Source organism: Streptomyces sp. NBC_00775 (assembly GCF_036347135.1).
Classification (GTDB): Bacteria; Actinomycetota; Actinomycetes; order Streptomycetales; family Streptomycetaceae; genus Streptomyces; species Streptomyces lutosisoli.
The window spans coordinates 7,294,717-7,320,348 of record NZ_CP108938.1; the positions used below are offsets into that span (position 1 = coordinate 7,294,717).

At 70.7% G+C, this 25,632-nt stretch carries 20 protein-coding genes; 9 read left to right on the top strand and 11 right to left on the bottom strand.

Annotated elements, in window-relative coordinates; all coding sequences use genetic code 11:
- Positions 1-132 precede the first annotated feature (132 nt).
- Entirely contained in the window at positions 133-1,176 is a 1,044-nt protein-coding gene (locus OIC96_RS32490; protein WP_330304445.1) for a chitinase, read from the bottom strand.
- Between the two features lie 194 nt (positions 1,177-1,370).
- Between OIC96_RS32490 and OIC96_RS32495 the strand changes: the two genes are divergently transcribed.
- Positions 1,371-2,381, top strand: a complete 1,011-nt coding sequence (locus OIC96_RS32495) for an aldo/keto reductase (protein ID WP_330304444.1) — start codon at positions 1,371-1,373, stop codon at positions 2,379-2,381.
- Between the two features lie 26 nt (positions 2,382-2,407).
- Positions 2,408-2,998, top strand: coding sequence for a TetR family transcriptional regulator (locus OIC96_RS32500; protein ID WP_330304443.1), 591 nt, complete (start codon positions 2,408-2,410; stop codon positions 2,996-2,998).
- Between the two features lie 44 nt (positions 2,999-3,042).
- Here the strand turns inward: OIC96_RS32500 and OIC96_RS32505 are convergent, their stop codons facing one another.
- Positions 3,043-3,249 (bottom strand): hypothetical protein, encoded by a 207-nt coding sequence (locus tag OIC96_RS32505; protein ID WP_330304442.1) that lies wholly within the window; start codon positions 3,247-3,249, stop codon positions 3,043-3,045.
- Between the two features lie 141 nt (positions 3,250-3,390).
- Here OIC96_RS32505 and OIC96_RS32510 point away from each other — a divergent pair, with 141 nt between their 5' ends.
- Complete coding sequence (locus OIC96_RS32510) at positions 3,391-4,122, top strand: transporter substrate-binding domain-containing protein (RefSeq protein WP_330304441.1); 732 nt, start codon at positions 3,391-3,393, stop codon at positions 4,120-4,122.
- 62 nt (positions 4,123-4,184) lie between these two features.
- Here OIC96_RS32510 and OIC96_RS32515 read toward each other — a convergent pair whose 3' ends face one another.
- Positions 4,185-5,615 carry an MFS transporter gene (locus OIC96_RS32515; protein ID WP_330304440.1) on the bottom strand — a complete coding sequence of 477 codons (1,431 nt, stop codon included), beginning with the start codon at positions 5,613-5,615 and terminating at the stop codon, positions 4,185-4,187.
- 101 nt (positions 5,616-5,716) lie between these two features.
- Between OIC96_RS32515 and OIC96_RS32520 the strand changes: the two genes are divergently transcribed.
- Positions 5,717-6,637: a helix-turn-helix transcriptional regulator gene (locus tag OIC96_RS32520; protein WP_330304439.1), complete on the top strand. Its 921-nt coding sequence runs from the start codon at positions 5,717-5,719 to the stop codon at positions 6,635-6,637.
- 69 nt (positions 6,638-6,706) lie between these two features.
- On the opposite strand, the gene OIC96_RS32525 is transcribed toward OIC96_RS32520, so the two are convergent.
- Complete coding sequence (locus tag OIC96_RS32525; protein WP_330304438.1) at positions 6,707-8,173, bottom strand: MFS transporter; 1,467 nt, start codon at positions 8,171-8,173, stop codon at positions 6,707-6,709.
- A 96-nt stretch (positions 8,174-8,269) separates the two neighbouring features.
- Here OIC96_RS32525 and dusB point away from each other — a divergent pair, with 96 nt between their 5' ends.
- The gene (dusB, locus tag OIC96_RS32530; RefSeq protein WP_330304437.1) at positions 8,270-9,424 is read left to right on the top strand and encodes a tRNA dihydrouridine synthase DusB; all 1,155 of its coding nucleotides are present in this window, start codon (positions 8,270-8,272) and stop codon (positions 9,422-9,424) included.
- A gap of 89 nt (positions 9,425-9,513) precedes the next feature.
- Here dusB and OIC96_RS32535 read toward each other — a convergent pair whose 3' ends face one another.
- Together OIC96_RS32535 and OIC96_RS32540 are read right to left on the bottom strand one after the other, a co-directional pair.
- Positions 9,514-11,451 (bottom strand): amylo-alpha-1,6-glucosidase, encoded by a 1,938-nt coding sequence (locus tag OIC96_RS32535; protein ID WP_330304436.1) that lies wholly within the window; start codon positions 11,449-11,451, stop codon positions 9,514-9,516.
- Complete coding sequence (locus OIC96_RS32540; protein WP_406502256.1) at positions 11,448-13,100, bottom strand: MGH1-like glycoside hydrolase domain-containing protein; 1,653 nt, start codon at positions 13,098-13,100, stop codon at positions 11,448-11,450. Before OIC96_RS32540 ends, OIC96_RS32535 begins: the two co-directional genes overlap by 4 nt.
- Before the next feature lie 233 nt (positions 13,101-13,333).
- Here OIC96_RS32540 and OIC96_RS32545 point away from each other — a divergent pair, with 233 nt between their 5' ends.
- The 3 genes from OIC96_RS32545 to OIC96_RS32555 all read left to right on the top strand — a co-directional run bounded on the left by OIC96_RS32545 (position 13,334) and on the right by OIC96_RS32555 (position 18,943).
- Complete coding sequence (locus tag OIC96_RS32545; protein ID WP_330304435.1) at positions 13,334-14,608, top strand: ROK family transcriptional regulator; 1,275 nt, start codon at positions 13,334-13,336, stop codon at positions 14,606-14,608.
- Positions 14,609-15,053: 445 nt separating this feature from the next.
- Complete coding sequence (gene ppdK, locus OIC96_RS32550) at positions 15,054-17,804, top strand: pyruvate, phosphate dikinase (RefSeq protein ID WP_330304434.1); 2,751 nt, start codon at positions 15,054-15,056, stop codon at positions 17,802-17,804.
- A 209-nt stretch (positions 17,805-18,013) separates the two neighbouring features.
- A complete protein-coding gene (locus OIC96_RS32555) occupies positions 18,014-18,943 on the top strand; it encodes an oxidoreductase (protein ID WP_330304433.1) in 930 nt (309 codons plus the stop codon).
- A gap of 39 nt (positions 18,944-18,982) precedes the next feature.
- On the opposite strand, the gene OIC96_RS32560 is transcribed toward OIC96_RS32555, so the two are convergent.
- From OIC96_RS32560 to OIC96_RS32580, 5 genes are all read right to left on the bottom strand, one after another.
- On the bottom strand, positions 18,983-19,750 hold the full coding sequence (locus OIC96_RS32560) for an SDR family NAD(P)-dependent oxidoreductase (protein WP_330304432.1): 768 nt from the start codon (positions 19,748-19,750) through the stop codon (positions 18,983-18,985).
- A gap of 95 nt (positions 19,751-19,845) precedes the next feature.
- Positions 19,846-20,430, bottom strand: coding sequence for a TetR/AcrR family transcriptional regulator (locus OIC96_RS32565; protein ID WP_330304431.1), 585 nt, complete (start codon positions 20,428-20,430; stop codon positions 19,846-19,848).
- A gap of 88 nt (positions 20,431-20,518) precedes the next feature.
- Positions 20,519-20,869, bottom strand: a complete 351-nt coding sequence (nirD, locus tag OIC96_RS32570; protein WP_330304430.1) for a nitrite reductase small subunit NirD — start codon at positions 20,867-20,869, stop codon at positions 20,519-20,521.
- The gene (nirB, locus tag OIC96_RS32575) at positions 20,866-23,493 is read right to left on the bottom strand and encodes a nitrite reductase large subunit NirB (protein ID WP_330304429.1); all 2,628 of its coding nucleotides are present in this window, start codon (positions 23,491-23,493) and stop codon (positions 20,866-20,868) included. Before nirB ends, nirD begins: the two co-directional genes overlap by 4 nt.
- On the bottom strand, positions 23,494-24,765 hold the full coding sequence (locus tag OIC96_RS32580; RefSeq protein ID WP_330304428.1) for an NAD(P)/FAD-dependent oxidoreductase: 1,272 nt from the start codon (positions 24,763-24,765) through the stop codon (positions 23,494-23,496).
- 310 nt (positions 24,766-25,075) lie between these two features.
- Between OIC96_RS32580 and OIC96_RS32585 the strand changes: the two genes are divergently transcribed.
- A complete protein-coding gene (locus OIC96_RS32585; RefSeq protein ID WP_330304427.1) occupies positions 25,076-25,624 on the top strand; it encodes a hypothetical protein in 549 nt (182 codons plus the stop codon).
- The last annotated feature ends 8 nt before the right edge of the window (positions 25,625-25,632 follow it).

Consider the following 25,632-nt stretch of genomic DNA (forward strand, 5'->3'; position numbering starts at 1 on the left):
CGCACCTCGCTCGTCAGGCTTTTCGGAAAGCCCCCGGCACCCTCTCCTGGGTGCCGGGGGCTTCCCGCGTTCAGGTGTGTTCCGGTGTTCCGGTGTTCCGGTGTTCTGGTGTTCCGGCGGTGCTGGTGCCGCTCAACGGCCCTGTAGCGCCTTGACGTTGTCGCCGAACGTCCAGTTCTTCGAGCCGTCCCAGTTGATCGACCAGGTCATCAGGCCCTTGAGACTGGTGCCGTAGTGCTTCCACGCCTGGGAGACGAGGCTCGGTGACATGTAGCCGCCGCCGGCGCCCGACTGGGCGGGGAGGCCGGGGACCTGCTTGTCGTACGGCACCTTGATGGTGGTGCCCTGGACGACCAGGCCCTTGTTCAGGCAGTCGGTCTGCGCGGTGAAGCCCTGGACGGTGCCCGCGGAGTACGAGTCGCCGGAGCAGCCGTACATGCTGCCGTTGTAGTACTGCATGTTCAGCCACCACAGGCGCCCGTTGTCCGCGTACTTCTTGACGATCGGCAGATACGCGCCCCAGATCGAGCCGTACGCGACGCTGCCGCCCGTGACGTACGCGGTCTCCGGCGCCATGGTCAGCCCGAAGTTCGACGGCATCTGGGACAGCACTCCATCGATGATGCGGACCAGGTTGGCCTGCGACGTGGAGAGTTGGCCGATGCTGCCGCTGCCTACGAGGCCCGTCTCGATGTCGATGTCGATCCCGTCGAAGTTGTACTTCTTCAGGATGGGCACGATCGTCGCGACGAAACGGTCGGCGACCGTGGACGAACTGAGGTCGATCCCGGCCGCCGCCCCGCCGATGGACAAGAGGATCGTCTGCCCCGACGCCTTGGCCGCGCACATCTCCGCCGGCGTCGCGACCTTCACACCCGTGTCCATCCCGTCCTCCCACAGCGCGGTGCCGTCGGAGCGGATGACCGGGAACGCCGCGTTGACCACGTTGTAGCCGTGCGCGGCGATGCGGGAGTCGGTGATCGGGGTCCAACCGAAGGGCGGGTGAACGCCGTTGGACGAGCCGTCCCAGTTCTCCCAGTAGCCCTGGAGCACTTTGCCGGCCGGGCGGGACTTGACGGTGCAGGTGTCGGCCGCGGATGCGGTGGGGGCGGTGGCGATCGAGAGGGGGACGAGCGCGGCCGCGGTCAGTGCGGCGGCGAGCATACGGCGGATCATGCGAGGCCTCCCGGTGGGGGTGCGGTGAGGTGTCGTAGCCATGACAGTGCTCGTGGTCCAGACCTCTCGTCAATAGGTCTGGACCAAATTCCATGACGAATGGCCGGCGGGCGACGAGCGACTGGCAGCTGACAGATAACAGATGACAGCTGACAGATATTGAAATCTGTCAGCTGTCATGTCATGGTGGTCGCATGACGACACACACGCGCACTCTCGGAACCACCGGCCCCCAGGTCTCCGCCCTCGGCCTCGGCTGCATGGGCATGTCCGCGCTGTACGGCGACGCCGACCGCGCCGAGTCCATTGCCACCATCCACGCTGCCCTGGAAGCGGGCGTGACGCTCCTCGACACCGGCGACTTCTACGCCATGGGTCACAACGAGATGCTGATCGGCGAGGCCCTGCGGGCGGCCCCGGCGGCGCGTCGCGAGCAGGCGCTGACCAGCGTCAAGTTCGGTGCGCTGCGTGACCCGGACGGGGGCTGGTCGGGGTACGACGGCCGCCCGGCCGCGGTGAAGAACTTCGCCGCGTACTCGCTCCAGCGGCTCGGCGTGGACCACATCGACGTGTACCGGATCGCGCGGGTCGACCCCGGCGTACCGATCGAGGAGACGGTCGGCGCGATCGCCGAGCTGGTGGAGGCCGGGCACGTACGGCACATCGGCCTGAGCGAGGTCGGCGCGGACACGATCCGCCGGGCCGCCGCGACCGCGCCCATCGCGGACCTCCAGATCGAGTACTCGCTCATCTCGCGCGGCATCGAGGAGGCGATCCTGCCGGCGACGCGGGAGCTGGGCATCGGCATCACGGCGTACGGCGTGCTGTCCCGCGGGCTGATCTCGGGCCACTTCACGGCCGACCGGCAGCTCGCCGCGAACGACTTCCGGGCCATGAGCCCCCGCTTCCAGGGCGAGAACCTCCAGCACAACCTCACGCTCGTCGAGGCGCTGCGGAAGATCGCCGAGCAGAAGGGTGTCAGCGTCGCGCAGATCGCGATCGCCTGGGTGCTGTCCCGGGGCGAGGACATCGTGCCGCTCGTCGGTGCGCGCAGCCGCGTCCGGCTGACGGAGGCGCTGGGGGCGCTGGACGTGACGCTGGACCTCGCCGACCTGGCCGCCATCGAGGCGGCGGTGCCGGCGGACGCCGCCGCGGGCGACCGCTACCCGACGGCCCAGATGGCACACCTCGACAGCGAGCGCTGACGGTACCGGAAGGTACGGTCTTTGACATGGCACAGACCACCGAAGCACTGACCGCCGAGCGCATCCTCGCAGCCACCGAGGACGTGCTGCGCCGCCACGGCCCCGCCAAGGCCACCGTGGTGGACGTGGCCCGCGCGCTCGGCGTCAGCCACGGCAGCGTCTACCGCCACTTCCGTACGAAGGCGGCGCTGCGGGAGGCGGTCACCGAGCGGTGGCTGGACCGCACGTCCGAGGCCCTGTCCGGCATCGTCGCCGACGAGGACCGGGACCCCGAGTCCCGGCTGCGCGCGTGGTGCGCGGCGCTGTTCGCGGCCAAGCGGCACAAGGCGGGCGAAGATCCGCAGCTCTTCGCCACGTACATGGTGCTGATCGGTGAGATCAGCGAGGTCGTGGACCGGCACATCGCCGACCTGACCGGCCAGCTCACCACGATCATCGAGAACGGCGTCGAGCGCGGGGTGTTCGCCTCGGCGGCCCCCGCCGTCACGGCCCGCGCACTCTTCGACGCCACCGGCCGCTTCCACGACCCGTGCTACGCCCGGGAGTGGGAACAGCCGGGCATCGAGGCGGAGTTCGAGGCGGTCGTGGACCTGCTGCTGCGGGGCCTGCGGGCCTGACGCGCGGGACCCGCCCGCCGGTCCACAACACCCTCCAGGCCCCTCTAGGCCTCCGTCGGATCCACCGTCGCCTGATGCGCCTCCGCCAGGTGTTCCTCCGCCTTCAGCCACGGCAGGAACTGCGCGGCCTTGCGCCAGCCGCAGGTGTCGCATCTGATCGTGCGCTGGACGCCCGCTCGTTGTACGTGTACGACGTGCTCGCGGCCGTGCTGGTCCCAGCGGCTTACCTTGCTCGTGTTGATCTGCAGCATGACACCTCCAGGTGTTACCGCTTCGCTTGCGCAGCAAGGAGTGTGCAGCATGGCGAAGATCAACGGGGGCTCTTCGGCGATGAGTTAGGTGTGGGCCCGGTCGCGGTCATGAGGGGGCCAGGTGTGCCTAAACTCCGCCCCATGACCACCGGAACCGCCGCCACGGCCAAGGACCTCGCACCGCACGGCACCCTTCGGGCCTCGATCAACCTGGGCAATCCGGTGCTCGCCCAGGGCACCCCGGCGGCCCCGGCCGGCATCACCGTCGACCTCGCGCGCGAGATCGGTGCGCGGCTGGAACTGCCGGTCGAACTCGTCTGCTTCGACGCCGCGCGCAAGTCGTACGAGGCGATGGCGGAGGGCCGGGCCGACATCTGCTTCCTGGCCGTCGAGCCCGCCCGCGAGGCCGAGGTCGCCTTCACGGCGCCGTACGTCGTGATCGAGGGCGTGTACGCCGTCCCCCGCGACTCGGACCTCATCACCGTCGCGGACGTGGACCGCCCCGGCGTACGGATCGGTGTGAAGCGCGGGTCCGCCTACGACCTCTTCCTGTCCCGCACGCTGCGGCACGCGAGCGTGGTGCGCGGGGACGAAGGGGTCGACGTGTTCCGTGCCGAGGCCCTGGAGGTGGCGGCCGGCATCAGGCAGCCGATGACCGAGTTCGTCGCGCGGCACCCGGAACTCCGGCTGATCGAGGACCGGTTCATGCAGATCCGCCAGGCGGTCGGCACGACCACCTCCCGCCGTCCCGAGACCGTCCGCTTCCTCCGGGACCTCGTCGAGGAGTTGAAGGCGGACGGCTTCGTCACGGATGCCCTCCGGCGCGCGGGCCAGTCGGAGACGCTGGCCGCCCCACTCGCCCCACTCGCGTGACGGGCCGGTCCTACGAGGCGGCGTCGCGGCCGGGTTCGCCTCAAACGATCGTCGACTGAACGTCAACTGATCGTCCGAGGCAGCCGCAAGCTCAGCGCCGTGGTCAGCGCCACGCCCGCCAGCTGCACCAACAGCGTGGTCACGAGGGCGTCCTGCATGCCGTGGCCCGGGACGAGGGCGAGGAAGAGGGAGCCCAGGGTGGCTACGCCGAGGGCGAGGGCCGACTGCTGGGTGGTGACCATGACGCCGCCGCCGACGCCGGCCCGGGCGGGCGGGATCTCGGAGAGGATGATCCGGAAGATGACGGGGAGCTGGAGGGCCTGACCGGCGCCCGCGACCGCCGCGCCGGGCATCAGCTCCCAGACACCCAGGTTCGGCCAGGACCGCAAGGCCGCCAGCACCAGGAGGGCCACGCCGACCGCCTGGATCAGGCCGCCGACGGTGACGACCCGGGTGCCGTAGCGGGCGACCAGCCGGGGGCCGCAGAGGGAGACGACGAAGAAGACGACCGCCATGGGTGCGAGAGCCAGGCCCGCAGCTACGGGACCGAGGCCCGCGCCGCGCTGCAACGCCACCGCGATCACGAACATGAACCCGCTGAAGCCGATCGAGAACGGCACGATCATCACCAGTCCCCGGCGCAGGGACGTGAGCGCGAACAGGCTCGGCGGGACCAGCGGCGTACGGCCACGGCGGTCCTCCCGGCGCTCGACGAAGTAGAACGCCGCCGCCGCGAGGGGGAACACGGCGAGCGACAGCCAGGTCCACAGCGGCCAGCCCGCCGCCCTGCCCTCCGTGAGCGGGACCAGGAGTGCCAGCAGGGTTACGGCGAGCAGTACCGTGCCGGGGGCGTCGATCGGCTGGGGGTGCTGCGAGCGCGTCTCGGGGACGGCGCGCGCGGCGAGGATCAGGCCGAGGATCACGACGGGCACGTTCACGAGGAACACCGAGCGCCAGCCGGTGCCCGCGATGTCGGCGGCGACCAGGACGCCGCCGAGGATCTGCCCGGCCACCATGGACAGGCCGGCCGTGGCCCCGTACAGGCCCATGGCCTTCGCGCGGCGCGGGCCCGAGGTCGCCGACTGGATGGTGGCGAGGACCTGCGGCAGCATCGCCGCGGACGCCGCGCCCTGCGCGACGCGCGCCGCCACCAGCGTCCAGGCGGTGGGCGCGAGCCCGCACGCCAGCGAGGTGAGGCCGAAGGCCGCCATGCCGCCGAGGAAGAACTGGCGCCGGCCGAAGAGGTCGCCGAGGCGTCCGCCCAGGACGAGCAGGACGGCGTACGCGACTCCGTAGCCGGCGACGACGAGTTCGAGGACGGCTTCGCTCGCGTTCAGGTCACGGCCGATGGTCGGCAGGGCTACGTTGACGATGAAGAAGTCGATGAGGGGCAGTGCCGCACCGAGCAGCACCGTGAAGAGTCCGAGGCCGCCGAGCACGGGTGGTGCGGCGGGGGAGCGGACTGAGGTCGTAAGGGTTCCCGTTTCGGTCACGTGCTCCAGGATTCTCCCGGCCTCAGACTGGTACCAGAGTCTTCTTATCCTGGTAGAAGCAGTACCTGGAAACAGGTTCCGGTGAACGGCAGGCTGGAGGCATGACGACGATGGCGCAGGAGACCACCCCTCTTCAGCTGGTGGAGCCGCAACCGCACGGCACCGCCGCCCCCCGCGGCAGCGAGATCCGGCGTCACGAGCTCGCCGCCTTCCTGCGCAACCGGCGCGAGCGCATCCCGCCCGAGCAGGTCGGACTGCCTCGCGGCCGCCGCCGGCGCACCCCGGGCCTGCGCCGCGAGGAGGTCGCGCAGCTCTCCGCCGTCGGCGTCACCTGGTACACGTGGTTGGAACAGGCCCGCGACATCCAGGTCTCCGAACAGGTCCTCGACGCTCTGGCCCGCACCCTGCTGCTCGACTCCAGCGAGCGCGACCATCTCTTCCGGCTGGCCGGCGCCATCGACCCCACACCCGCCGCGAAGTGCCCGACCCTCACCCCGGCCCTGCACCAGATGCTGACCCAGCTGGAGCCGGTCCCGGCCTGCATCCAGAACAGCCGCTACGACATCCTGGCGTACAACCGCACGTACGCCCGTCTGATGATGAGCGACCTCAACTCCGTACCGCCCGAGGACCGCAACCTCTTGATCCTCGCCTACACCAACGCGGAGTGGCGCAAGTCGATCGTGTTCCTCGACGAGGCCATGCGTCTCATGGCCGCCAGACTGCGCGCCGCGATGGCCGGTCACCTCGGTGAGCCCGCCTGGAAGATGCTGGTCAAGCGGCTGAAGACGGAGTCGGCGGAATTCCGCGAGATCTGGGACCGGTACGAGGTGGTCGGCGCCCGCAGCAAGACCAAGCAGTTCGTGAACCCCTACGTCGGCCTCATCACCGTCGACCACACCGACCTGTGGCTCGCCCCCGACATGGGCGCCCGCATGGTGACGTACGCCCCCACGGACGAGGAGAGCCGCGAGCGGTTGGAGAAGCTGCACGAGATCGCCCTGTCGGCAGACGCCCCGTAAGGGGCGCGGGGAACTGCGCGCTCAGCCACGTACGGTCTGCAGCCGACAACCCGCCTTCCTCGCCGAGCTCTACGTCGCTCCTGCCCCTGCCTCCGGGCGTACGCCCACAACATCCCGCTCCCCGGAGGGCTCAAGCTGCCGAGCAGTCCGCTCAGCCGTGCCGCGCGCCCAGCGCCCACTGGTCAGCGCCCCCAGCACGAGCACGGCAAGCCCGCACCCGGCGATGATCCACCACGCCGGCCGGGCAGCCGACACGAACGTGTCCTTGTACGCCGACGCCTGAATGCCGGACGCCAGCACCGCCCCGATCACGGCGACGCCCAACGTGCCGCCGATCTGCCGACTGGTCGAGGCGACCGCGGCGGCGACGCCCGCCTGGGAGCGGGGCATGCCGGAGACGGCGGTGTTGGTGATGGGGGCGTTCACGAAGCCGAAGCCGAGGCCGAAGAGGACGTAGCCGATGACGAGCGTGACGTTCGACGTCTCGCCCTCGAACGCGGCGAACAGCACCCCGCTCGCGGTCATCGCGACCCCGGCGACCAGCAACGGCACACGCGGTCCCCGGCTGCCGACCAGCCGTCCCGACACCGGCGCGCACACGAAGCACATGGCCGCCATCGGCAGCATCCACAGGCCCGCGTGCAGTGCGTTCAGGCCGCGTACGTTCTGCAGATAGAGCGTCGAGAGGAAGAGGAAGCCGCTGAGCGCGGCGAACGCGCTGACGGCGATGACCGTGGCTCCGCTGAACGGCGCCGAGCGGAAGAAGCGCAGGTCGATGAGGGGTTCGGCGCGCCGGGGCTCGTACCGCAGCAGACCGAGCAGCGCGGCGACGGCGATCGCGCCGAAGGTGAGGGTCTTGAGGGCGCTGGAGCTGGGCGCCTCGATGATCGCGTACGTCAGTGAGCCGAGCAGCGCGATGACCAGGAGCTGGCCGACCGGGTCGGGGCGGCGGGCCTTGGGGGCGCGGGACTCGGGGACGTAGCGCCAGGTCAGCAGGAGTGCGGCGAGGCCCACCGGGAGGTTGAGCCAGAAGATCGAGCGCCAGCCGACCGAGTCCACGAGCAGGCCGCCGACCAGGGGTCCGGCGGCCATGGATATGCCGACCACACCGCCCCAGACCCCGATCGCACGGGCACGCTCGCGGGGGTCGGTGAAGGTGTTGGTGATGATCGACATCGCCACCGGGTTCAGCATCGAACCGCCGACCGCCTGCACCATGCGGAAGACGATGAGCAAGTCGAGGTTCGGGGCGAGGGAGCACAGCACCGAGCCGATCGTGAAGACGACCAGGCCCGCCATGAAGACCTTGCGGCGCCCGATGCGGTCGGCGGTCGAGCCCGCGAGCATCAGCAGCGAGGCGAGGACCAGCGTGTACGCGTCGATCGTCCACTGCATGCCCGCGACGCTCGCGTGCAGTTCCTGCTGCATCGAGGGCAGAGCGACGTTCAGAACAGTGACGTCGAGGCTCACGATCAGCAGGCTCAGGCAGCAGATCGCGAGCACCAGCATGCGGTGGCGGTGGCTGAGTTCCGGCATCCCACCAGCGTACGCCGACTTCAATAGTGTGTCTAACTAATGACCGCTACATGATCTCTCGTACGAGCACTCGTCGCCGTACGCGACAATGGGGGAATGTCCACGACCGTCCTCGCTCCCGCGTCCCCGCTGCGAATCGGCCCGCACACCGTGCAGCCGCCCGTCGTCCTGGCCCCCATGGCCGGGATCACGAACGCGCCGTTCCGCACGCTGTGCCGTGAGTTCAGCGGCGGCAAGGGCCTGTTCGTCAGTGAGATGATCACCACGCGGGCGCTGGTCGAGCGCAACGAGAAGACCATGCAGCTGATCCACTTCGACGCGACCGAGAAGCCGCGCTCGATCCAGCTGTACGGCGTGGACCCGGCGACCGTCGGCAAGGCCGTCCGCATGATCGCGGAGGAGGGCCTGGCCGACCACATCGACCTGAACTTCGGCTGCCCGGTCCCGAAGGTGACGCGCAAGGGCGGCGGCTCCGCCCTCCCGTACAAGCGCAACCTGCTGCGCGCGATCCTCCGCGAGGCCGTCAGCGGCGCCGGGGACCTGCCCGTCACGATGAAGATGCGCAAGGGCATCGACGACGACCACATCACGTTCCTCGACGCCGGACGGATCGCGGTCGACGAGGGCGTCACGGCGATCGCGCTGCACGGCCGCACCGCCGCGCAGCACTATGGCGGCACGGCGGACTGGGACGCCATCGCTCGCCTCAAGGAGCATGTGCCGGAGATCCCCGTCCTCGGCAACGGCGACATCTGGTCGGCGGAGGACGCGCTGCGGATGGTGCGGGAGACCGGCTGCGACGGGGTCGTGGTCGGGCGCGGCTGCCTGGGCCGGCCGTGGCTTTTCGCGGACCTGGTCGCGGCCTTCGAGGGGCGTCCGCAGGACATCATGCGCCCGACCCTCCGCGAGGTCGCCGCGATCATGGTCCGCCACGCCACCCTCCTCGGCGAGTGGATCGGCGACGAGGCGCGCGGCGTCATCGACTTCCGCAAGCACGTGGCCTGGTACCTCAAGGGCTTCGCGGTCGGCTCCGAGATGCGCAAGCGCCTCGCGATCACCTCGTCACTCGCGGAACTCTCCGAGGGGCTGGCCGAGTTGGACCTCGACCAGCCGTGGCCGACGGGCGCGGACGGGCCCCGCGGCCGCACGTCCGGCAACAACAGGGTTGTCCTGCCGGACGGTTGGCTGAAGGACCCGTACGACTGCGCGGGCGTGAGCGAGGACGCGGAGCTGGACACGTCGGGCGGCTGACTTTCTTTCCCCGGCGAGGTCAGCGCCCCTTCAGGGGCGCGGGGAACTGCGCGACCAGCCCACGACAACCCGCACCCGACTCCAAGACCTCAGGCACCCCCAACTGCCGTGAGCAGCGCCAATGGAGCCGCCGCCGAACGGGACTCCCGCACGCACGCATGCGGATACGGCACAGGCTCCCCATGGCTGTCGCGGCCATACCCCGCAAGAACCTCCGGAAGGCGGTGGCCGGCTGCCGTGGCGGCGTCCACGAGCGCATGGGCCACCGTACGAGCCTCGTCATGCAGCCCGTACCTCGCCAACCCCAGCGTGATCAGCGCATTGTCATGGGGCCAGACAGACCCCCGGTGATACGAGAGCGGGTGGTACGCCGGCTGGCCGGAGGCGAGCGTGCGGACGCCCCAGCCGGAGAAGAAGTCCGGCTCCAGCAGGCGGCGGCCGACCAGCTCGCCGTACTCCTTGTCGAGCAGGCCCGACCAGAGCAGATGGCCCGCGTCCGACGCGAGGGCGTCGACATGGCGGCCGTCACCGTCCAACGCGAGTGCGGGGAAGGCGTGTTCAGGCATCCAGAAGTCCCGCTGGAAACGGTCGCGGAGGTCGCCGGCGGCCTGTTCGAGGAGCGCCGCGTAGACCTCGTCGCCCCAGACCGTGCGGGCCAGGTGCGCGGTGCGGCGCAGCGCGTCGTACGCGTATCCCTGCGCGCCCGCCGCCATCACCGGGCCGGTGGGGCGGCTGCCGTCGGCCGAGCAGATGGCGCCGGGGGAGTCCTTCCAGTTCTGGTTGGCGAGGCCGCCGCCGTCCGCGCGGTAGACGAGATAGCCGCGCGAGGTCAGACCGCCGTGGTCCAGCATCCAGCCGATCGCCGCGCGGGCGTTGGCCTCCAGACGCCGGGCCAGCGTGACATCACCGGTCTGCTCCGTGTACGCGCCGAGCAGCACAAGGAACAGCGGCGTCGCGTCCACCGAACCGTAGTAACGCCCGTACGGCACCTGCCCGAAGTGCGCCAGCTCGCCGTGCCGCACCTCGTGCACGATCTTGCCGGGCTGGGACACCGCCTCGGCCCCTGTCTCCGTCGCCTGGGTCGCGGCGAGCGCCGGCAGTGTGGCGGCGGCGAGCTGCGGGCGGTAGGGGAGCGCGAAGAGCGAGGTCAGCAGGGCGTCGCGGCCCAGGAGGGTGAGGAACCAGGGGACTCCGGCCGCCGGGACGCGCAGTTCCTCGCCGTCCGGGCCCGTCGCCGGTACCTGGAGCACCGCCAGGTCGGACAGGCCCCGCGCGCAGGCCGCGGCCAGCTCGGGCCAGCCGGTCGGGAAGGGCACGCCCTCCGCGAACTCGTCCTCCAGCTCCAGGAGTCGCTCATTGGCGGCGGCGGGGGAGAGCGGCACGCGGGGCTCCCGCGTGGCGCCGTGCGGACGTGCCGCGACCCGCAGCGACAGCTCGGCCGAGCCGTGCGGTTCGAGATCCAGGGTCCATACGAGACGACGCGCGCCCGTGCCCGTCTCCTCGACGCCGTCCGGGGCGGGCTCGGAGGTGACCGTCGTACAGGACCGCCACTCGCCGCGCCGGTAGCTGAACTCCACGCCGTCGTCCAGGACTTGACGTTGGCGGACGACGCCCGTCTTGGCGTACGTACGGTAGTCGGAACGCAGCTCGAACTGGTCGGTGAAGTCGGCGTCCGCGGTGACCGCGATGCGGACCGTGGTGGGTGTCGGGCGGTTGCTGGTGACGCGCAGCGCCTCCACGAACGCGCTGTCGGCGACGGCCTGTTCACGGAAGAGCGTGTACGCGGGCGGTTCGGTGCGGCCGCCGCGCGGCACCAGCACACAACGTGCCGTGTCGCCGTCCGCGACCGGCGTGAGCGCCTCGGGCACCGCGCCGTCGACGGTCAGCTGCCAGCGGCTGAGGTGCCGGGCGTCCCGTACGAATAACCCGTCCGGGGAGCTGCCGCCCCGCACGCCGCTGATGTCCCCGCCGTCGCCCACGGCGGCGAACGTCCCACCGTGCACGAGCAGATGATGCCGGTCCGTCATCCCCGGTTCCCTCCCTTGGCGCCCGTATCGAATGCGCTGTGTCCTGTTGTGCTGTGTCCTGTTGTGCTGTGTGTCTTGTCGAACGCGTAGCGCCCCGGGTGGGACACGACTTGGTCCGTCTGGTCCGCCCCGGAAGGCTCGTGCAGCAGATCCAGCGTCAGTGCCGCGGTCCAGCTGAAGCCGAGCGCTCCGCAGGCCTCGCCGGTGTACGGGTCCACGTACTCCGCGAACCCGGACTCCGCGGCCGTGTCCAGCAGCGCGGCGCGCAGCCCGTCCGCCCGCGCGTGCTCGCCGTGCAGGCGCAGGCCGCGCTCCAGCAGCCAGTTGGTGTTGAACCAGGCCGGCCCCCGCCAGTACCGGTGCGGATCGAACGCGTCGCCGGTGAGGTCGTAGCTCGGTACGAGGCGCGTGGCCCCGCCGAGCCCGAAGTGCGGGCCGCTCGCGGTACCCACGAGGGTGGCGGCGATGTCGCGCGGCAGCGCGGGGAGGATGAGGGGGAGCAGCCCGGCGACACTGCGCTCGGGGATCAGTGCTCCACGGGGAGAGCGCCGCTCCCTTGCGAGAGCACTGCTCTGGGAGCGCTGCTCCGGAGTGTGAGCACTGCGCCGAGAGCGCTGCTCCGACCCGAGAGCACTGTTCTCGCCCCGGCCTCCGCTCTTGCCGCTGCCTCCGCTCTCGCCCCGGCCTCCGCCCTCGACCCTGTCGCCGCCTTCGCTCTCGTCATACACATCCCGGCAGAAGAACATCCCCTCCGCCGGATCCCACAGCCGCTCCACCAGCGCCGCCGTCAGACGCTCGGCCCGGGCGTGCCGGGCCGTCCCCGCCGCGCCCAGCTCCTGTGCGATACGGGCCAGCGCGTGTTCGGAGGCGATCAGCAGCGCGTTGAACGCCGGGTCCTCGACGGCGAACTCGCCGCCCCCGTCCGCGTACTCCCCGTCCCGGTAGTCCGTGGCAAGCCGCACGTACCGTCCGTAGTCGAGATCCGTCGGGCGGTCCTCGGGGGCCCCGTGGTCGAGGTCGGCGCGGCGGAAGGAGCGGGCCGGTGCCGGGGTGACGCGGCTCAGCGGGGCGTCCCAGCAGGGGCTGTTGTCCATGCCCTGTTCCCAGGGGTGGACCACGGAGGCGAGACCGCCGCCGCCCAGGTCTCGGCGGTGCAGGAGATAGCGGTGCCAGGCCGCCAGGCGGGGGTACATCCGGGGGAGGAAGGAGCGGGCCCGGGACAGCCCCGGGTCGGCCTGGTGGACCAGCCATGCGGCGAGCGCGTGCACCGGTGGCTGCACGATGCCCGACGTCTGTACGGTGCGCGGGGCGCCCGCGGCGCGTCCCGCGGTCGAGGAGCGCCAGAAGTCGGGGCTCGGGAAGTACGCGTCCAGCGGCACGGAGGGGTTGAACACGATGTGCGGGATCCGCCCGTCGGCCCACTGCGCACCGAGCAGGGTCTCCAGCTCGGTCTGCGCCCTCAAGGGGGACAGATGGCGTAGCCCTATCGCGATGAACGCGGAGTCCCACGACCACTGGTGCGGATACAGGCCGCGCGAGGGCACCGTGGACGTTCCCGTCCAGTTGCCGTTCAGCACCCGGGCGGCCCCGAGGTGCAGTGACCCCGTCGACTCGACGGGATCGTATACAAGTGATCCGGAACGGGTGATCTCACTCGGACCGGGCGAAGAGGGCGGGCCGGAGGCGTGCACAGGAGTGCCGGAGGTGCGCACGGGGGTGGTGATACCCGTGCGCCAGGCGGTGAGTTGGGTTGTGCTGTCCACTCAGGTCTCCCCGAAGACGTCCGGCCGACCAGTTCGGCACTAGCTACCGTAGGGTTACGTCTATTTAACACGCAAAACTCAATATGTAATGCAGAGTTGAGGAACGCAAGGGGGTGCGCATGACGGGAAGGGCAGGGAGGACCGTGAAGGCCGGGAATCAGGCAAGCGCCGGAGATCTGCTCGAACTGGTGCGCAGCGGCCGGGCCACGACACGCGGCGCGCTGCAGCAGGCCACCGGTCTGTCGCGGGCCACGGTCGGCCAGCGGCTCGACCGGCTCTTCCGCGCGGGCTGGTTGCGCGAGGGCGCGGGCGGCCCCGTCGACTCCCCGCTCGGCGGACGCCCGTCCATCACCCTCGAATTCGACGACGCCCACGCGGTCGTCCTCGCCGCCGACCTCGACACCCGGCACGGCCGGGCCGCCGTGCTCACCCTGACCGGCGAGATCCTGGCCGAACACACGGGCGTCCTGGTGATCGACGAGGGCCCGGAGACGGTTCTCGGTGAACTCGGCCGCTGGTTCGCCGAGCTGCTGGAGAAGGCCGGGCACCGGGCGGAGGAGGTCTGCGGGATCGGGCTCGCGGTGCCGGGCCCCGTCGACACCGACACCGGCCGCGTCGTGCAGCCGCCGATCATGCCGGGCTGGGACGGCTACGACATAAGGGGCCGCCTGGGCCGCGCCTTCGCCGAACACACGGGGCTGCGTACGGCGCCGGGTGCGGACGCGGGCGGTACGGCACCGGCCAGGGGTGCCAGGGCGGCCGTACCCGTGCTCGTCGACAACGACGCCAACCTCATGGCGTACGGCGAGCAGCGCACCGGGTATCCGGACTGCTCGGCGTTCGCGCTGGTCAAGGTCTCCACCGGTATCGGTGCGGGCATGGTCGTCGGCGGCAGCATCTACCGGGGCGTCGACGGCGGCGCGGGCGACATCGGGCACATCCGGGTGGGCGCCGACGCGCTGTGCCGGTGCGGCTCGTACGGCTGCCTGGCCGCCGTCGCCAGTGGTGGCGCGGTGGCGCGCCGGCTCGCGGAGGCCGGGGTCCCGGCCGCCTCCGGCTCAGATGTGCGCGACCTGCTGACGTCCGGGCACCCGGAGGCGATGGCGCTGGCGCGGGAGGCGGGGCGGCAGGTCGGGGACGTACTGGCGACCGTGGTGACGCTACTCAACCCCGGTGTACTGATGATCGCCGGAGATTTGGCCGGAACCCCCTTCCTTACGGGCGTGCGTGAGCTGCTGTATCAGCGGGCGCTGCCCCGCTCCACCGCTCATCTGGACGTGGTGACCTCGCGGCTGGGGGAGCGGGCGGGGCTGGTGGGGGCCGGGGCTCTGGTCGTGGAATACCTGTACGCGCCGGAGCGGGCCGAGGAGCGGCTGGCGGCGCTCGGTGTCTGACCGGACCCGTCACCGCACCCGTGGCCGCACGCGTGTGTGACATGCGTGTGAACCGTCCAGATGGTGGTCCGCATGGTGAAATCTCGCCGCCCTGGCGACGTGATTCGCGCCACGCCTGATAGGGGCATCGCTCAGATGAGCGGATCTTGGGCGGCTGCACTTCCCTAAGGGGTGGCACTCAGTGCCACCCCTTGATCGTTCATCGATCGAACTCAGGCGTGTCGAAGCCCGCTCATCCGAGCGCGTATGCTGGTCTATGGGTGTTGATGCGTTCAAGAAGTGAAAACATCAGCCCTCGATGACTTGCCAAGCTTTGACTTTCGATCTGCTGGCGGACGAGTGGTTACAGGCGCATGACGCGCAAGTGGACGTACCCAGACGCCTTCGATCTGGGTATGTTCCCCGTCGTCAGGGCAGCCACCGCGACGTCGAGGAGTCGAGACTCGTGTCGGAAAACAAAGATCCCCTCGTAGCTGAGAGCAGCGACAGCGACGTTGAGGGAGTGAAGTTCGTTTACGACTTCACCGAGGGCAACAGGGACCTCAAGGACCTCCTCGGCGGCAAGGGTGCGAACCTCGCCGAGATGACCAACCTGGGCCTTCCCGTCCCTCCCGGCTTCACCATCACCACCGAGGCGTGCAAGACCTACCTCGACAGTGGCGACGAGCCGGCGGCACTGCGTGACGAGGTGAGTGCGCACCTCGAAGCTCTCGAAGCGAAGATGGGCAAGAAGCTCGGCCAGGCCGATAACCCTCTGCTCGTATCCGTCCGTTCCGGGGCGAAGTTCTCCATGCCCGGCATGATGGACACCGTTCTGAACATCGGCCTCTCCGACAAGTCGGTGCTGGGCCTCTCCAAGCAGTCCGGCGACGACCGCTTCGCGTGGGACTCGTACCGCCGTCTCATCCAGATGTTCGGCAAGACGGTCCTCGGCGTGGACGGCGAGCTCTTCGAGGAGGCGCTGGAGGCGGCGAAGGAGGCCAAGAAGGTCACCGTCGACACGGACCTCGAAGCGGCCGACCTGAAGAAGCTCGTCACCAAGTTCAAGAAGATCGTCAAGACCGAGGCCGGCCGCGACTTCCCGCAGGACCCGCGCGAGCAGATGGACCTCGCCATCAAGGCGGTCTTCGACTCGTGGAACGGCGACCGCGCGAAGCTGTACCGCCGCCAGGAGCGCATCCCGCACGACCTCGGCACGGCGGTCAACATCTGTTCGATGGTCTTCGGCAACCTGGGCCCGGACTCCGGCACGGGCGTCGCCTTCACCCGCGACCCGGCCTCCGGCCACCAGGGCGTGTACGGCGACTACCTCCAGAACGCCCAGGGCGAGGACGTGGTCGCGGGCATCCGCAACACGGTCCCGCTCGCCGAGCTGGAGTCGATCGACAAGAAGTCGTACGACCAGCTGATGCAGATCATGGAGACCCTGGAGACCCACTACAAGGATCTCTGCGACATCGAGTTCACCATCGAGCGCGGCCAGCTGTGGATGCTCCAGACCCGCGTCGGCAAGCGCACGGCGGGCGCGGCCTTCCGCATCGCCACGCAGCTCGTGGACCAGGGCCTGATCGACGAGGCGGAGGCGCTCCAGCGCGTGACGGGCGCCCAGCTCGCGCAGCTGATGTTCCCGCGCTTCGACGACCAGGCGAAGGTCGAGCAGATCGGCCGGGGCATCGCGGCGTCGCCGGGTGCGGCGGTCGGCAAGGCGGTCTTCGACTCGTACACCGCCATCAAGTGGTCGCGTTCGGGCGAGAAGGTCATCCTGATCCGCCGCGAGACGAACCCCGACGACCTGGACGGCATGATCGCGGCCGAGGGCATCCTGACCTCGCGCGGCGGCAAGACCTCCCACGCCGCCGTCGTGGCGCGCGGCATGGGCAAGACGTGCGTGTGCGGCGCCGAGGAGCTCGAGGTCGACACCAAGCGGCGCCGGATGACGGCCCCGGGCGGTGTGGTCATCGAGGAGGGCGACGTCGTCTCGATCGACGGCTCGACGGGCAAGGTCTACCTGGGCGAGGTCCCGGTCGTGCCGTCCCCGGTCGTCGAGTACTTCGAGGGCCGGATGCACGCGGGTGCCGACGACGCGGACGAGCTGGTCGCCGCCGTGCACCGGATCATGGCGTACGCGGACCGCGTCCGTCGTCTGCGTGTCCGGGCCAACGCCGACAACGCCGAGGACGCGCTGCGCGCCCGCCGCTTCGGCGCCCAGGGCATCGGCCTGTGCCGTACCGAGCACATGTTCCTCGGTGACCGGCGCGAGCTGGTCGAGCGCCTGATCCTGGCCGACACGGAGGCGGAGCGCGAGGACTCCCTCAAGGAGCTCCTCCCGCTCCAGAAGCGGGACTTCGTCGAGCTCTTCGAGGCGATGGACGGCCTCCCGGTGACGGTCCGTCTCCTGGACCCGCCGCTGCACGAGTTCCTGCCGGACGTGACCGAGCTGTCGGTGCGGGTGGCGCTGGCGGAGTCGCGCGGCGACGCCAACGAGAACGACCTGCGCCTGCTCCAGGCGGTGCACCGCCTGCACGAGCAGAACCCGATGCTGGGCCTGCGCGGCGTACGCCTCGGCCTGGTCATCCCCGGCCTGTTCACCATGCAGGTGCGGGCGATCGCGGAAGCCGCCGCCGAACGCAAGAACGCGAAGGGCGACCCGCGAGCGGAGATCATGATCCCCCTCGTCGGCACGGTCCAGGAGCTGGAGATTGTCCGCGAGGAGGCCGACCAGGTCATCGCCGAGGTACAGGCGGCGACCGGTACGGAGCTGAAGCTGGCGATCGGCACGATGATCGAACTCCCGCGAGCGGCCCTCACGGCCGGTCAGATCGCCGAGGCGGCGCAGTTCTTCTCCTTCGGCACGAACGACCTCACGCAGACGGTGTGGGGCTTCAGCCGGGACGACGTGGAGGCCTCCTTCTTCACGGCGTACCTGGAGAAGGGCATCTTCGGCGTCTCCCCCTTCGAGACCATTGACAAGGACGGCGTCGGCTCCCTCGTGAAGTCCGCGGTGAAGGCGGGCCGCGCGACACGCCCCGACCTGAAGCTCGGCGTCTGCGGCGAGCACGGCGGCGACCCCGAGTCGGTCCACTTCTTCCACGAGGTGGGTCTCGACTACGTCTCCTGCTCGCCCTTCCGGATCCCGGTGGCCCGCCTGGAGGCGGGACGCGCGGCCTCGTCGGCGAAGGGCAGCGACCACCGCTAGGCCCTTGCCGGGCCCTCACTGGGCCCTCGCCAGGCCCTTCGGGCCCGCATGACCCCCGGGACTGTCGCCGGTCATCCTGACCCTCACCGACATGGCAACGGTTCCGGTGCACCAAGAGGAGCGGCACCCTGTGCGGGGGTGCCGCTCCTCTCTGCGTGGCCCACCGCTCGTACGCTGATGTCCCATCCGTTCGCACAGGAAGGTCGGTCATGGCTGGTTGGAGCGCGGATGACATCCCTGACCAGAGTGGTCGTACCGCCGTCGTCACCGGGGCCAACAGTGGGATCGGATACGTGACCGCGCGTGAGCTCGCCCGTAAGGGGGCCCGGGTCGTGCTCGCCTGTCGGAGTGAGGTGCGGGGTGCCGAGGCCGGGGACCGGATCGTCACCGAAGTGCCTGGGGCGGATGTCGAGTTCGTGAGGCTCGATCTCGGGGAGCTCGGATCCGTGCTGGAGTTCGCGGACCGGTATGCGTACGGGCGGCTCGATCTGCTCGTCAACAACGCCGGGGTCATGGCACTGCCCCACGGCCGGACCGCCGACGGGTTCGAGACGCAGTTCGGGGTCAATCATCTGGGGCACTTCGCGCTCACCGGGCTGTTGATGCCCGCGCTGCTCGCCACGCCCGGCGCGCGCGTGGTGAATGTGGCGAGCATGGTCCACGCGCTGTCGAACATCGACATCGACGACCTCAACAGTGAGCGCCGGCCGTACCGGAAGTGGATCGCCTATGCGCGGTCCAAGACCGCCAATCTGCTCTTCACCCATGAGCTGGCGCGGCGGCTGGACGCCGTCGGGTCCGATGTCGTCGTGGCCGCCGCGCACCCCGGGTACGCCTCCACCAACCTCCAGGCCGCCGGGCCCAGGCTGGAGGGGCGGAAGGGTGCCGAGCGGTTCATGGAGATCGGCAACCGGTTCTTCGGGCAGAGCGCCGAGGCCGGGGCGCTGCCCACGCTGTACGCCGCCACCGCGCCCGGGGTGCGGCCCGACTCCTTCACCGGGCCGTCGTTCGCGATGTGGCGCGGTGCGCCCGCGAAGTCCTGGCGGGCCCGGTGGACCCTCGACGACACGGCGGGCGAGCGGCTCTGGGCCGCTTCGGAGCAGTTGACCGGGGTCACTTACGACGTGCTCAAACCGTGACGACTCGGCTGAGCCGCCAGTAGTTCTCCGGCCGGCCCCTCAGAGCGATCCGCCGCTGTCGACCACCAGGTCCGTGCCGACGACCGATGCCGCGTCGTCGGACGCCAGGTAGAGGACGGCCGCGGCGATCTCCTCGGTGGCCGAGATCCGGCCGAGTGGCAGCTCGTTCTTCACCCGTTCCACTCGCTCGGCCTCCGTCTCGCCCGGGCGCAGGGACATGGCGGTGGCGGAGGCGCCGGGGCTGACGACGTTGATGCGGACGCCGTCGGCGATGTGGTCCAGGGCGGCGGCGCGGGTGAGCGCGGTGACGGCGGCCTTGGAGGCGGCGTAGGCGGCGATGCCCGGGCGGCGGGTGTGCAGGCCGATGGTGGAGGCGATGTTCACGATCGCGCCGCCGGCGGGCTGGGTGCGCATCTGCCGGATCTCGGCCTGGAGGGCGAGGAAGACGCCGGTCAGGTTGGTGTCGAGCTGCGTGTGCCAGTCCGCTTCCGGGAGGTCGGCCAGAGGTTTCCCGCCGCGGAACACTCCCGCGTTGTTGACCGCCACGTCGAGGGAGCCGAAGCGGTCCACGGCCACCGCGACCAGGGCCTGCCAGTCGGCGGCGCGCGACACGTCGGCCGTCACGGACAGGGCCTTGCCGCCCCGCTCCTCGATCAGCGCGACCGTCTCGTCGAGCGGGGCCGCGGTGCGCCCGGCGACGACGACGTGCGCGCCCTCGGTGGCGAGCGCGAGCGCGGTGGCGCGGCCTATGCCGGAGCCGGCGCCGGTCACGAGGGCGGTCCGGCCGGAGAAGCGGCTCGTCGTCATGATGTCCCTTTCCGCAGGCCTTTCGAACGGCCCTTTTCTTGAACGAACGGTCCAGTATGGCGACAGGGAAACCTGCCCCCTCGGTGCGTGCGGTGTCAGTCGAGCAGTGTCAGTGCCTGCTCCGCCGCGTCCCGGACGCGGGACGGATCCGTCGAGGCCTTGCCCACGACCCGTAGCCCCTGCATCAGGACCAGTAGCATGCGGGCCAGTGTCCGCGGGTCGCGGTCCTCGGGGAGCTCTCCCTGTGCCTGTGCGCGGACGAGCGCCGAGTGCAGCAGGGTCTCGATGTGGTCCCAGCTGTGCTCGACCCGGCGGGCGGCGGCCGTGTCGTGCGGTGCCAGCTCGGCGGCCGTGTTGGTGACGAAACAGCCGGTCAGGCGGCGTTCTTCGGTGGCGGCCTCGGTCGCGAAGCGGCGTACCACCGTGCGTACGGCGGGCAGTGCCGGCCCCGGCTGGGACAGTTCGCGCAGCAGCTGCGGGTCGCGGGTCTCGCGGTAGCGGTCCAGCGCCTTCAGATACAGCTCGTGCTTGTTGCCGAACGTCGCGTAGATGCTGGCGCGCCCGACGCCCAGGTGCTCGACGAGGTCGGCCATGGACGTCGCCTCGTAGCCGCGCCGCCAGAACAGCTCCAGGGCTGACTGCAGCGCGGCGTCCGGATCGAACTCCTTGGTCCTGGCCACGTACAGAACCGTAGGTCCAAGGAGAACGATCGGTCAAGTAAGCGCGGGGTGACCGTCGGGCGCGAGGAGGTCCCGGTCACCCCGGCCGTCAGGAGGTCCGCACCTCGTACACCGCCACGCTCACCGTCTCGTCGTCCAGGCACCGCCCCGTCTCCAGGTCGAAGCGCTGCTTGAGGAGCGGGGAGGCGACGAACGGGCGGCCCTGGTGGGTGCCGGTCAGCCCGCGGGAGAGGACCGCCGCGCCGCTGAACGGGTCGCGGTTGTCGATGGCGTACGTCCGCCCGGCGCGGTCGGCGAACAGCGCGACCTGGCGGCCGTCGGGCAGGAGCGCGGCGACTCCGCGGCCCGGGGTCAGAAGAGACAGGTCGCAGACCGTGAACCAGTCCTCTTCCAGGAGGAGTTGGAGCTTCAGGGCCGTCGTCTCGGGTGCCAGGGTCATCGCTGGGCACTTCCTTCCAGGGCTTCCATGGGGCGCATGCCGATGCTCAGCAGCGGCAGATCGGGCTTGATCTGGTCGCGCTCGGGGACGAAGCCGACCACCGGGTCGGGGGTGTCCGGGGCGTTCACGAAGGACACGAACCGGGCCAGCTTCTCGGGGTCGTTGATGGTCTCGGCCCACTCGTCGCGGTAGGCGGCGACATGCGCGGTCATCAGCGACTCCAGCTCCTCACAGATGCCGAGCGAGTCCTCCACGACCACGTCGCGGATGTGGTCGAGGCCGCCGGGAATCCGCTCCAGCCAGGTCGACGTGCGCTCCAGACGGTCCGCCGTGCGGATGTAGAACATCAGGAACCGGTCGATCAGGCGGATGAGTTCGGCGTCGCTCAGGTCCTGGGCCAGCAGGTCCGCGTGGCGCGGGGTCGCGCCGCCATTGCCGCCGACGTACAGGTTCCAGCCGTTCGCGGTGGCGATCACGCCGAAGTCCTTGGACTGGGCCTCGGCGCATTCGCGGGCGCACCCGGAGACCGCCGACTTGAGCTTGTGCGGGGAGCGCAGTCCCCGGTAGCGCAGCTCCAGGTCGATCGCCATGCGGACCGAGTCCTGGACGCCGTAACGGCACCAGGTCTGGCCCACACAGGACTTGACCGTGCGCAGCGCCTTTCCGTACGCGTGGCCCGACTCGAAGCCCGCGTCCACCAACCTGGCCCAGATCAGCGGGAGTTGCTCGACCCGCGCGCCGAACAGGTCGATGCGCTGGCCGCCCGTGATCTTTGTGTAGAGGCCGAAGTCCCGGGCCACCTCGCCGATCACGATCAGCTTCTCGGGAGTGATCTCGCCGCCGGGGATGCGCGGCACGATCGAATAGGAGCCGTTCTTCTGGAGGTTGGCGAGGAAGTGGTCGTTGGTGTCCTGGAGCGTGGCCTGCTCGCCGTCCAGGACATAGCCGCTGGTACCGATGGTCGGGGCGAGCGAGGCGATGATCGAGCCGACGGCGGGCTTGCAGGTCTCGCAGCCGTCGCCACCCCGGGCACCCTCGCGGCCGTAACGGTCCAACAGGGTCTGGTACGAGGTGATCCGCAGCGCGAGGACGATCTCGTACAGCTCCTCGCGGGTCTGTGAGAAGCAGCCGCACAGGCCCTTGTCGACCTCGACGCCGCTCGCCTCCAGCTCGGCGGTGACCAGCTGACCGAGTACCTTGACGCAACTCCCGCAGCCCGTACCGGCCTTGGTGCACTTCTTGACTTCCGGCACCGTCGTGCAGGAGTGCTCGGTGACCGCGCCGCGGATCGTGCCCTTGGTGACGTTGTGGCAGGAGCAGATGACCGCCTCGTCCGGCAGCGCGGAGGGGCCGAGCTGGGCGCCGCCCCCGGAACCGGCCGGCAGCACCAGCTGCTCGGGCGAGATCGGCGGGACCGAGCCGGTGAGGGCGCGCAGCGTTCCGTACGCGTCCGCGTCGCCGACCAGGATGCCGCCGAGCAGCTGGCCGTCGCGGCCGATGACCAGCTTCTTGTACGTGCCCGAGCGGGAGTCGGAGTAGACGACGTCGAGGCAGTCCTCGGTGGTGCCGTGCGCGTCGCCGAAGGAGGCCACGTCCACGCCGAGCAGCTTCAGCTTGGTGGACAGGTCGGCGCCGGTGAAGGACGCCTCGTCCGCGGCGATCGTGGCGGCCACGGTCGCGGCCTGCTCGTAACCGGGGGCCACCAGGCCGTACACCCGGCCGTCGGCGGCCAGCGCGCACTCGCCGATCGCGAAGACGTGCGGGTCGGTGACCGTACGGCACTGCTCGTCGACGGTGATGCCGCCGCGCTCGCCGACGGTCAGGCCGCAGTCGCGGGCCAGCTGGTCGCGGGGGCGGACGCCGGCGCTGAACACCACCAGGTCGGTGGCGAGTTCGGAGCCGTCGGACAGCTTCATGCCGGTGACGGCGCCTGAAGCATCGGTCACGATCTCCTGTGTGCCCACACCCGTGTGGACGGTCAGGCCCATGTCCTCGATGGTCCGCAGGAGCGCGGCGCCGCCGCCTTCGTCCACCTGCACCGGCATCAGGCGCGGCGCGAACTCGACGATGTGGCTGGTGAGTCCGAGACCCTTCAGCGCGCCCGCGGCCTCCAGGCCGAGCAGGCCGCCGCCGACCACGGCACCGGTCGTGCGGGTCTTCGCGTACTCCTCGATCGCGAGGAGGTCCTCGATCGTGCGGTAGACGAAGCAGCCCTCGGCGTCCTTGCCCGGGACCGGCGGGACGAAGGGGTACGAGCCGGTGGCGAGGACGAGCGTGTCGTACTCGAAGACCTGGCCGGACCTGGCCGTGACCTTCTTCGCCTCGCGGTCGACCGTCTCCGCCGGGTCTCCGACGTACAGCTCGATGCCGTGGTCCTCGATGAACGCCATGTCGGTCATCGAAAGGTCCTCAGGCGTCTTGCCCGAGAAGTACGAGGTGAGCTGGACCCGGTCGTACGCCGGACGGGGCTCCTCGCACAGCACGACCACGCGGTGTGTCGCGGTCAGGCCGCGCTCGGCGAGCGCTTCGAGGAAGCGCTGGCCGACCATGCCATGGCCGACGAGCACGATCGTGTGCGCGGTGCCGTCGGCGGCGTTCGCCGCCTTCGTCGTGTCCGTGGACATTTAGGAGCCTCCGTCGTTGGTGAGCAGGTGGAGCAGCGGTGCGCCGTCCGCGGGGAGCGGCTCCGCTCCCTCCCAGGCGCGGGCGAGGGCACCGACGGTGCCGAGTTCGCCGACGAGCACGCCACCGACCAGCCGGTCGTCGCGGACGACGACCTTGCGGTAGGTGCCGCGGGTGGCGTCGGCGAGCTGGATGACGTCGTCGCCGGGGCGGGGTTCGGTCTCGCCGAAGGCGGCCAGATCGAACGGCGAGTGGGACTGCCCGGTGAGGGTCAGCCGGGTGAGTGAACGGGTGCCGGTGTAGCGGGAGTTGGCGTTCCCAGCGGCGCCCGCCTCGCTGGCGAGCAACTCGGCGAGGACATCGGCCTGTTCGAGCGCCGGTGTGGCCAGGCCGTAGATCGTGCCCTCGTGCTGGGCGCAGTCGCCGATCGCCCGGATGTGCGGGTCCGACGTACGCAGTTCATCGTCGACGAGGATCCCCTTGTGGACGGCGAGCCCCGCGTCCTGCGCGAGGCCCACACGAGGGTGGACGCCGCAGGCGAGGACGACGAGGTCGGCGTCGAGGGCGTACCCGTCGGACATCTCGACCGAGCGCACCGCGCCGCCGACGCAGCGCACGTCGCGCACCCGGCACTCGGTGTGCACCTCGACGCCCAGGTCCGTGAGGTGCCGGTGGACCAGACGGGAGGCGGACGGGTCGAGCTGGCGCTCCATGAGCCGCTCGGACTGCTGGGCCAGCACCACCTGGGCGCCGCGCACGGCGAGCGCGCGGGCGGCCGAGACGCCGAGGAGACCGCCGCCGATGACGACGGCGCGGGCGCCGGGCCGTACGGCTTTCGACAGACCCAGGCAGTCGTCCATGGTGCGGAACGCGTGGACGCCTTCGGGGAGTTCGTGCCCGCCCTGGCCGAACAGGCCACGCAGGGGCGGGAGTACGGGGTTCGAGCCCGTCGCGAGGACCAGCGTGTCGTATGCGATCACCGAACCGTCCGCGCAGTGCAGCGTGCGGCCGGCGCGGTCGATGCCGGTCACCCGGGCGCGGGTCAGCCGGCTCGGCGCCGGGAGGGCGATCACCTCAGGGGCGTACCGGCCGGCCAGGACTTCGGCGAGCAGGACGCGGTTGTAGGGGCGGTGCTCCTCCTCGCCGACGAGCTCGACGGACACGGCGGGCGCACCGGACGTGCCGCCGGACGCACCGAGCTCTTCGAGCCGCCGGGCGAGCCGTGCGCCCGCGAGCCCGGCGCCGATCACCACCACACGCGTATTCGAGGTCATGACCACACCGTGCGGTGCGGGTGTTACCCGGCCGCATCACATCTGTTTCCCGGGGGGAACGCTGCCCTCAGCGGAGGCACGGTCCGGATGTGAGGGTTCGGGCATCGGCGCCGGAGCGGGCTGTGAGGTGGGGCTGCCCGAACCCCCGGAACCCGTGCAGGCACGACCCCCGGAATCCGTGCAGGCACGACTCCTGGAATCCGTGCAGGCACGACCCCTGGAATCCGTGCAGGCACGATCGATCGCGGCGCCCCGGCGCGGAAGCCTGGAGAGGTCGGGTCACACCAGCTCACGCACAGGGGGACAGATCATGGCCACCGTCCGGAAACCGCCGCCTCCCGAGCTCCGGGAACCGCCGCCTCCCGGCCTCCGGGACGACACCGCCGTACGGGCCTGGCGCCTCGTCCGTGAGCCGTTCACGGCGGACACCTGGCGCCGGGTCGCCTACGCGCTGCTCGCCCTGCCCCTCGGGCTGCTCTGCGTCCCCCTCGCCCTGCTGGGCCCAGGCGGCACCGCCGGGCGGTGGCAGCGCGCGCTCGTACGCCGCTTCCTGGGTGCGGAGCTGCCCGGGTCCGCCCGGGGGCTGGCCCACGCCGTGCTCGCGACGCCCGTCAATCTTCTGGTGCTGGCCGTCACCGCGTACGGCTGGTCCGTGGTGCCGATGAACCTGGGCTGGCCCCTGCGGGTCTCCGGATCCGGCCACTCCGACTACTCCGACTCCTGGGGCGGACCCACCTTCGCCGGGGCGTGGGCCTTCCACGCGATCGTCGGCGGGATCGGTTTCCTGCTGCTCATGCCATGGCTCGGCCGGGCCATGGCCGCCGTCCAGCTTCGCCTCGCCGCGGCGCTCCTCTCCTAGGTTGATGC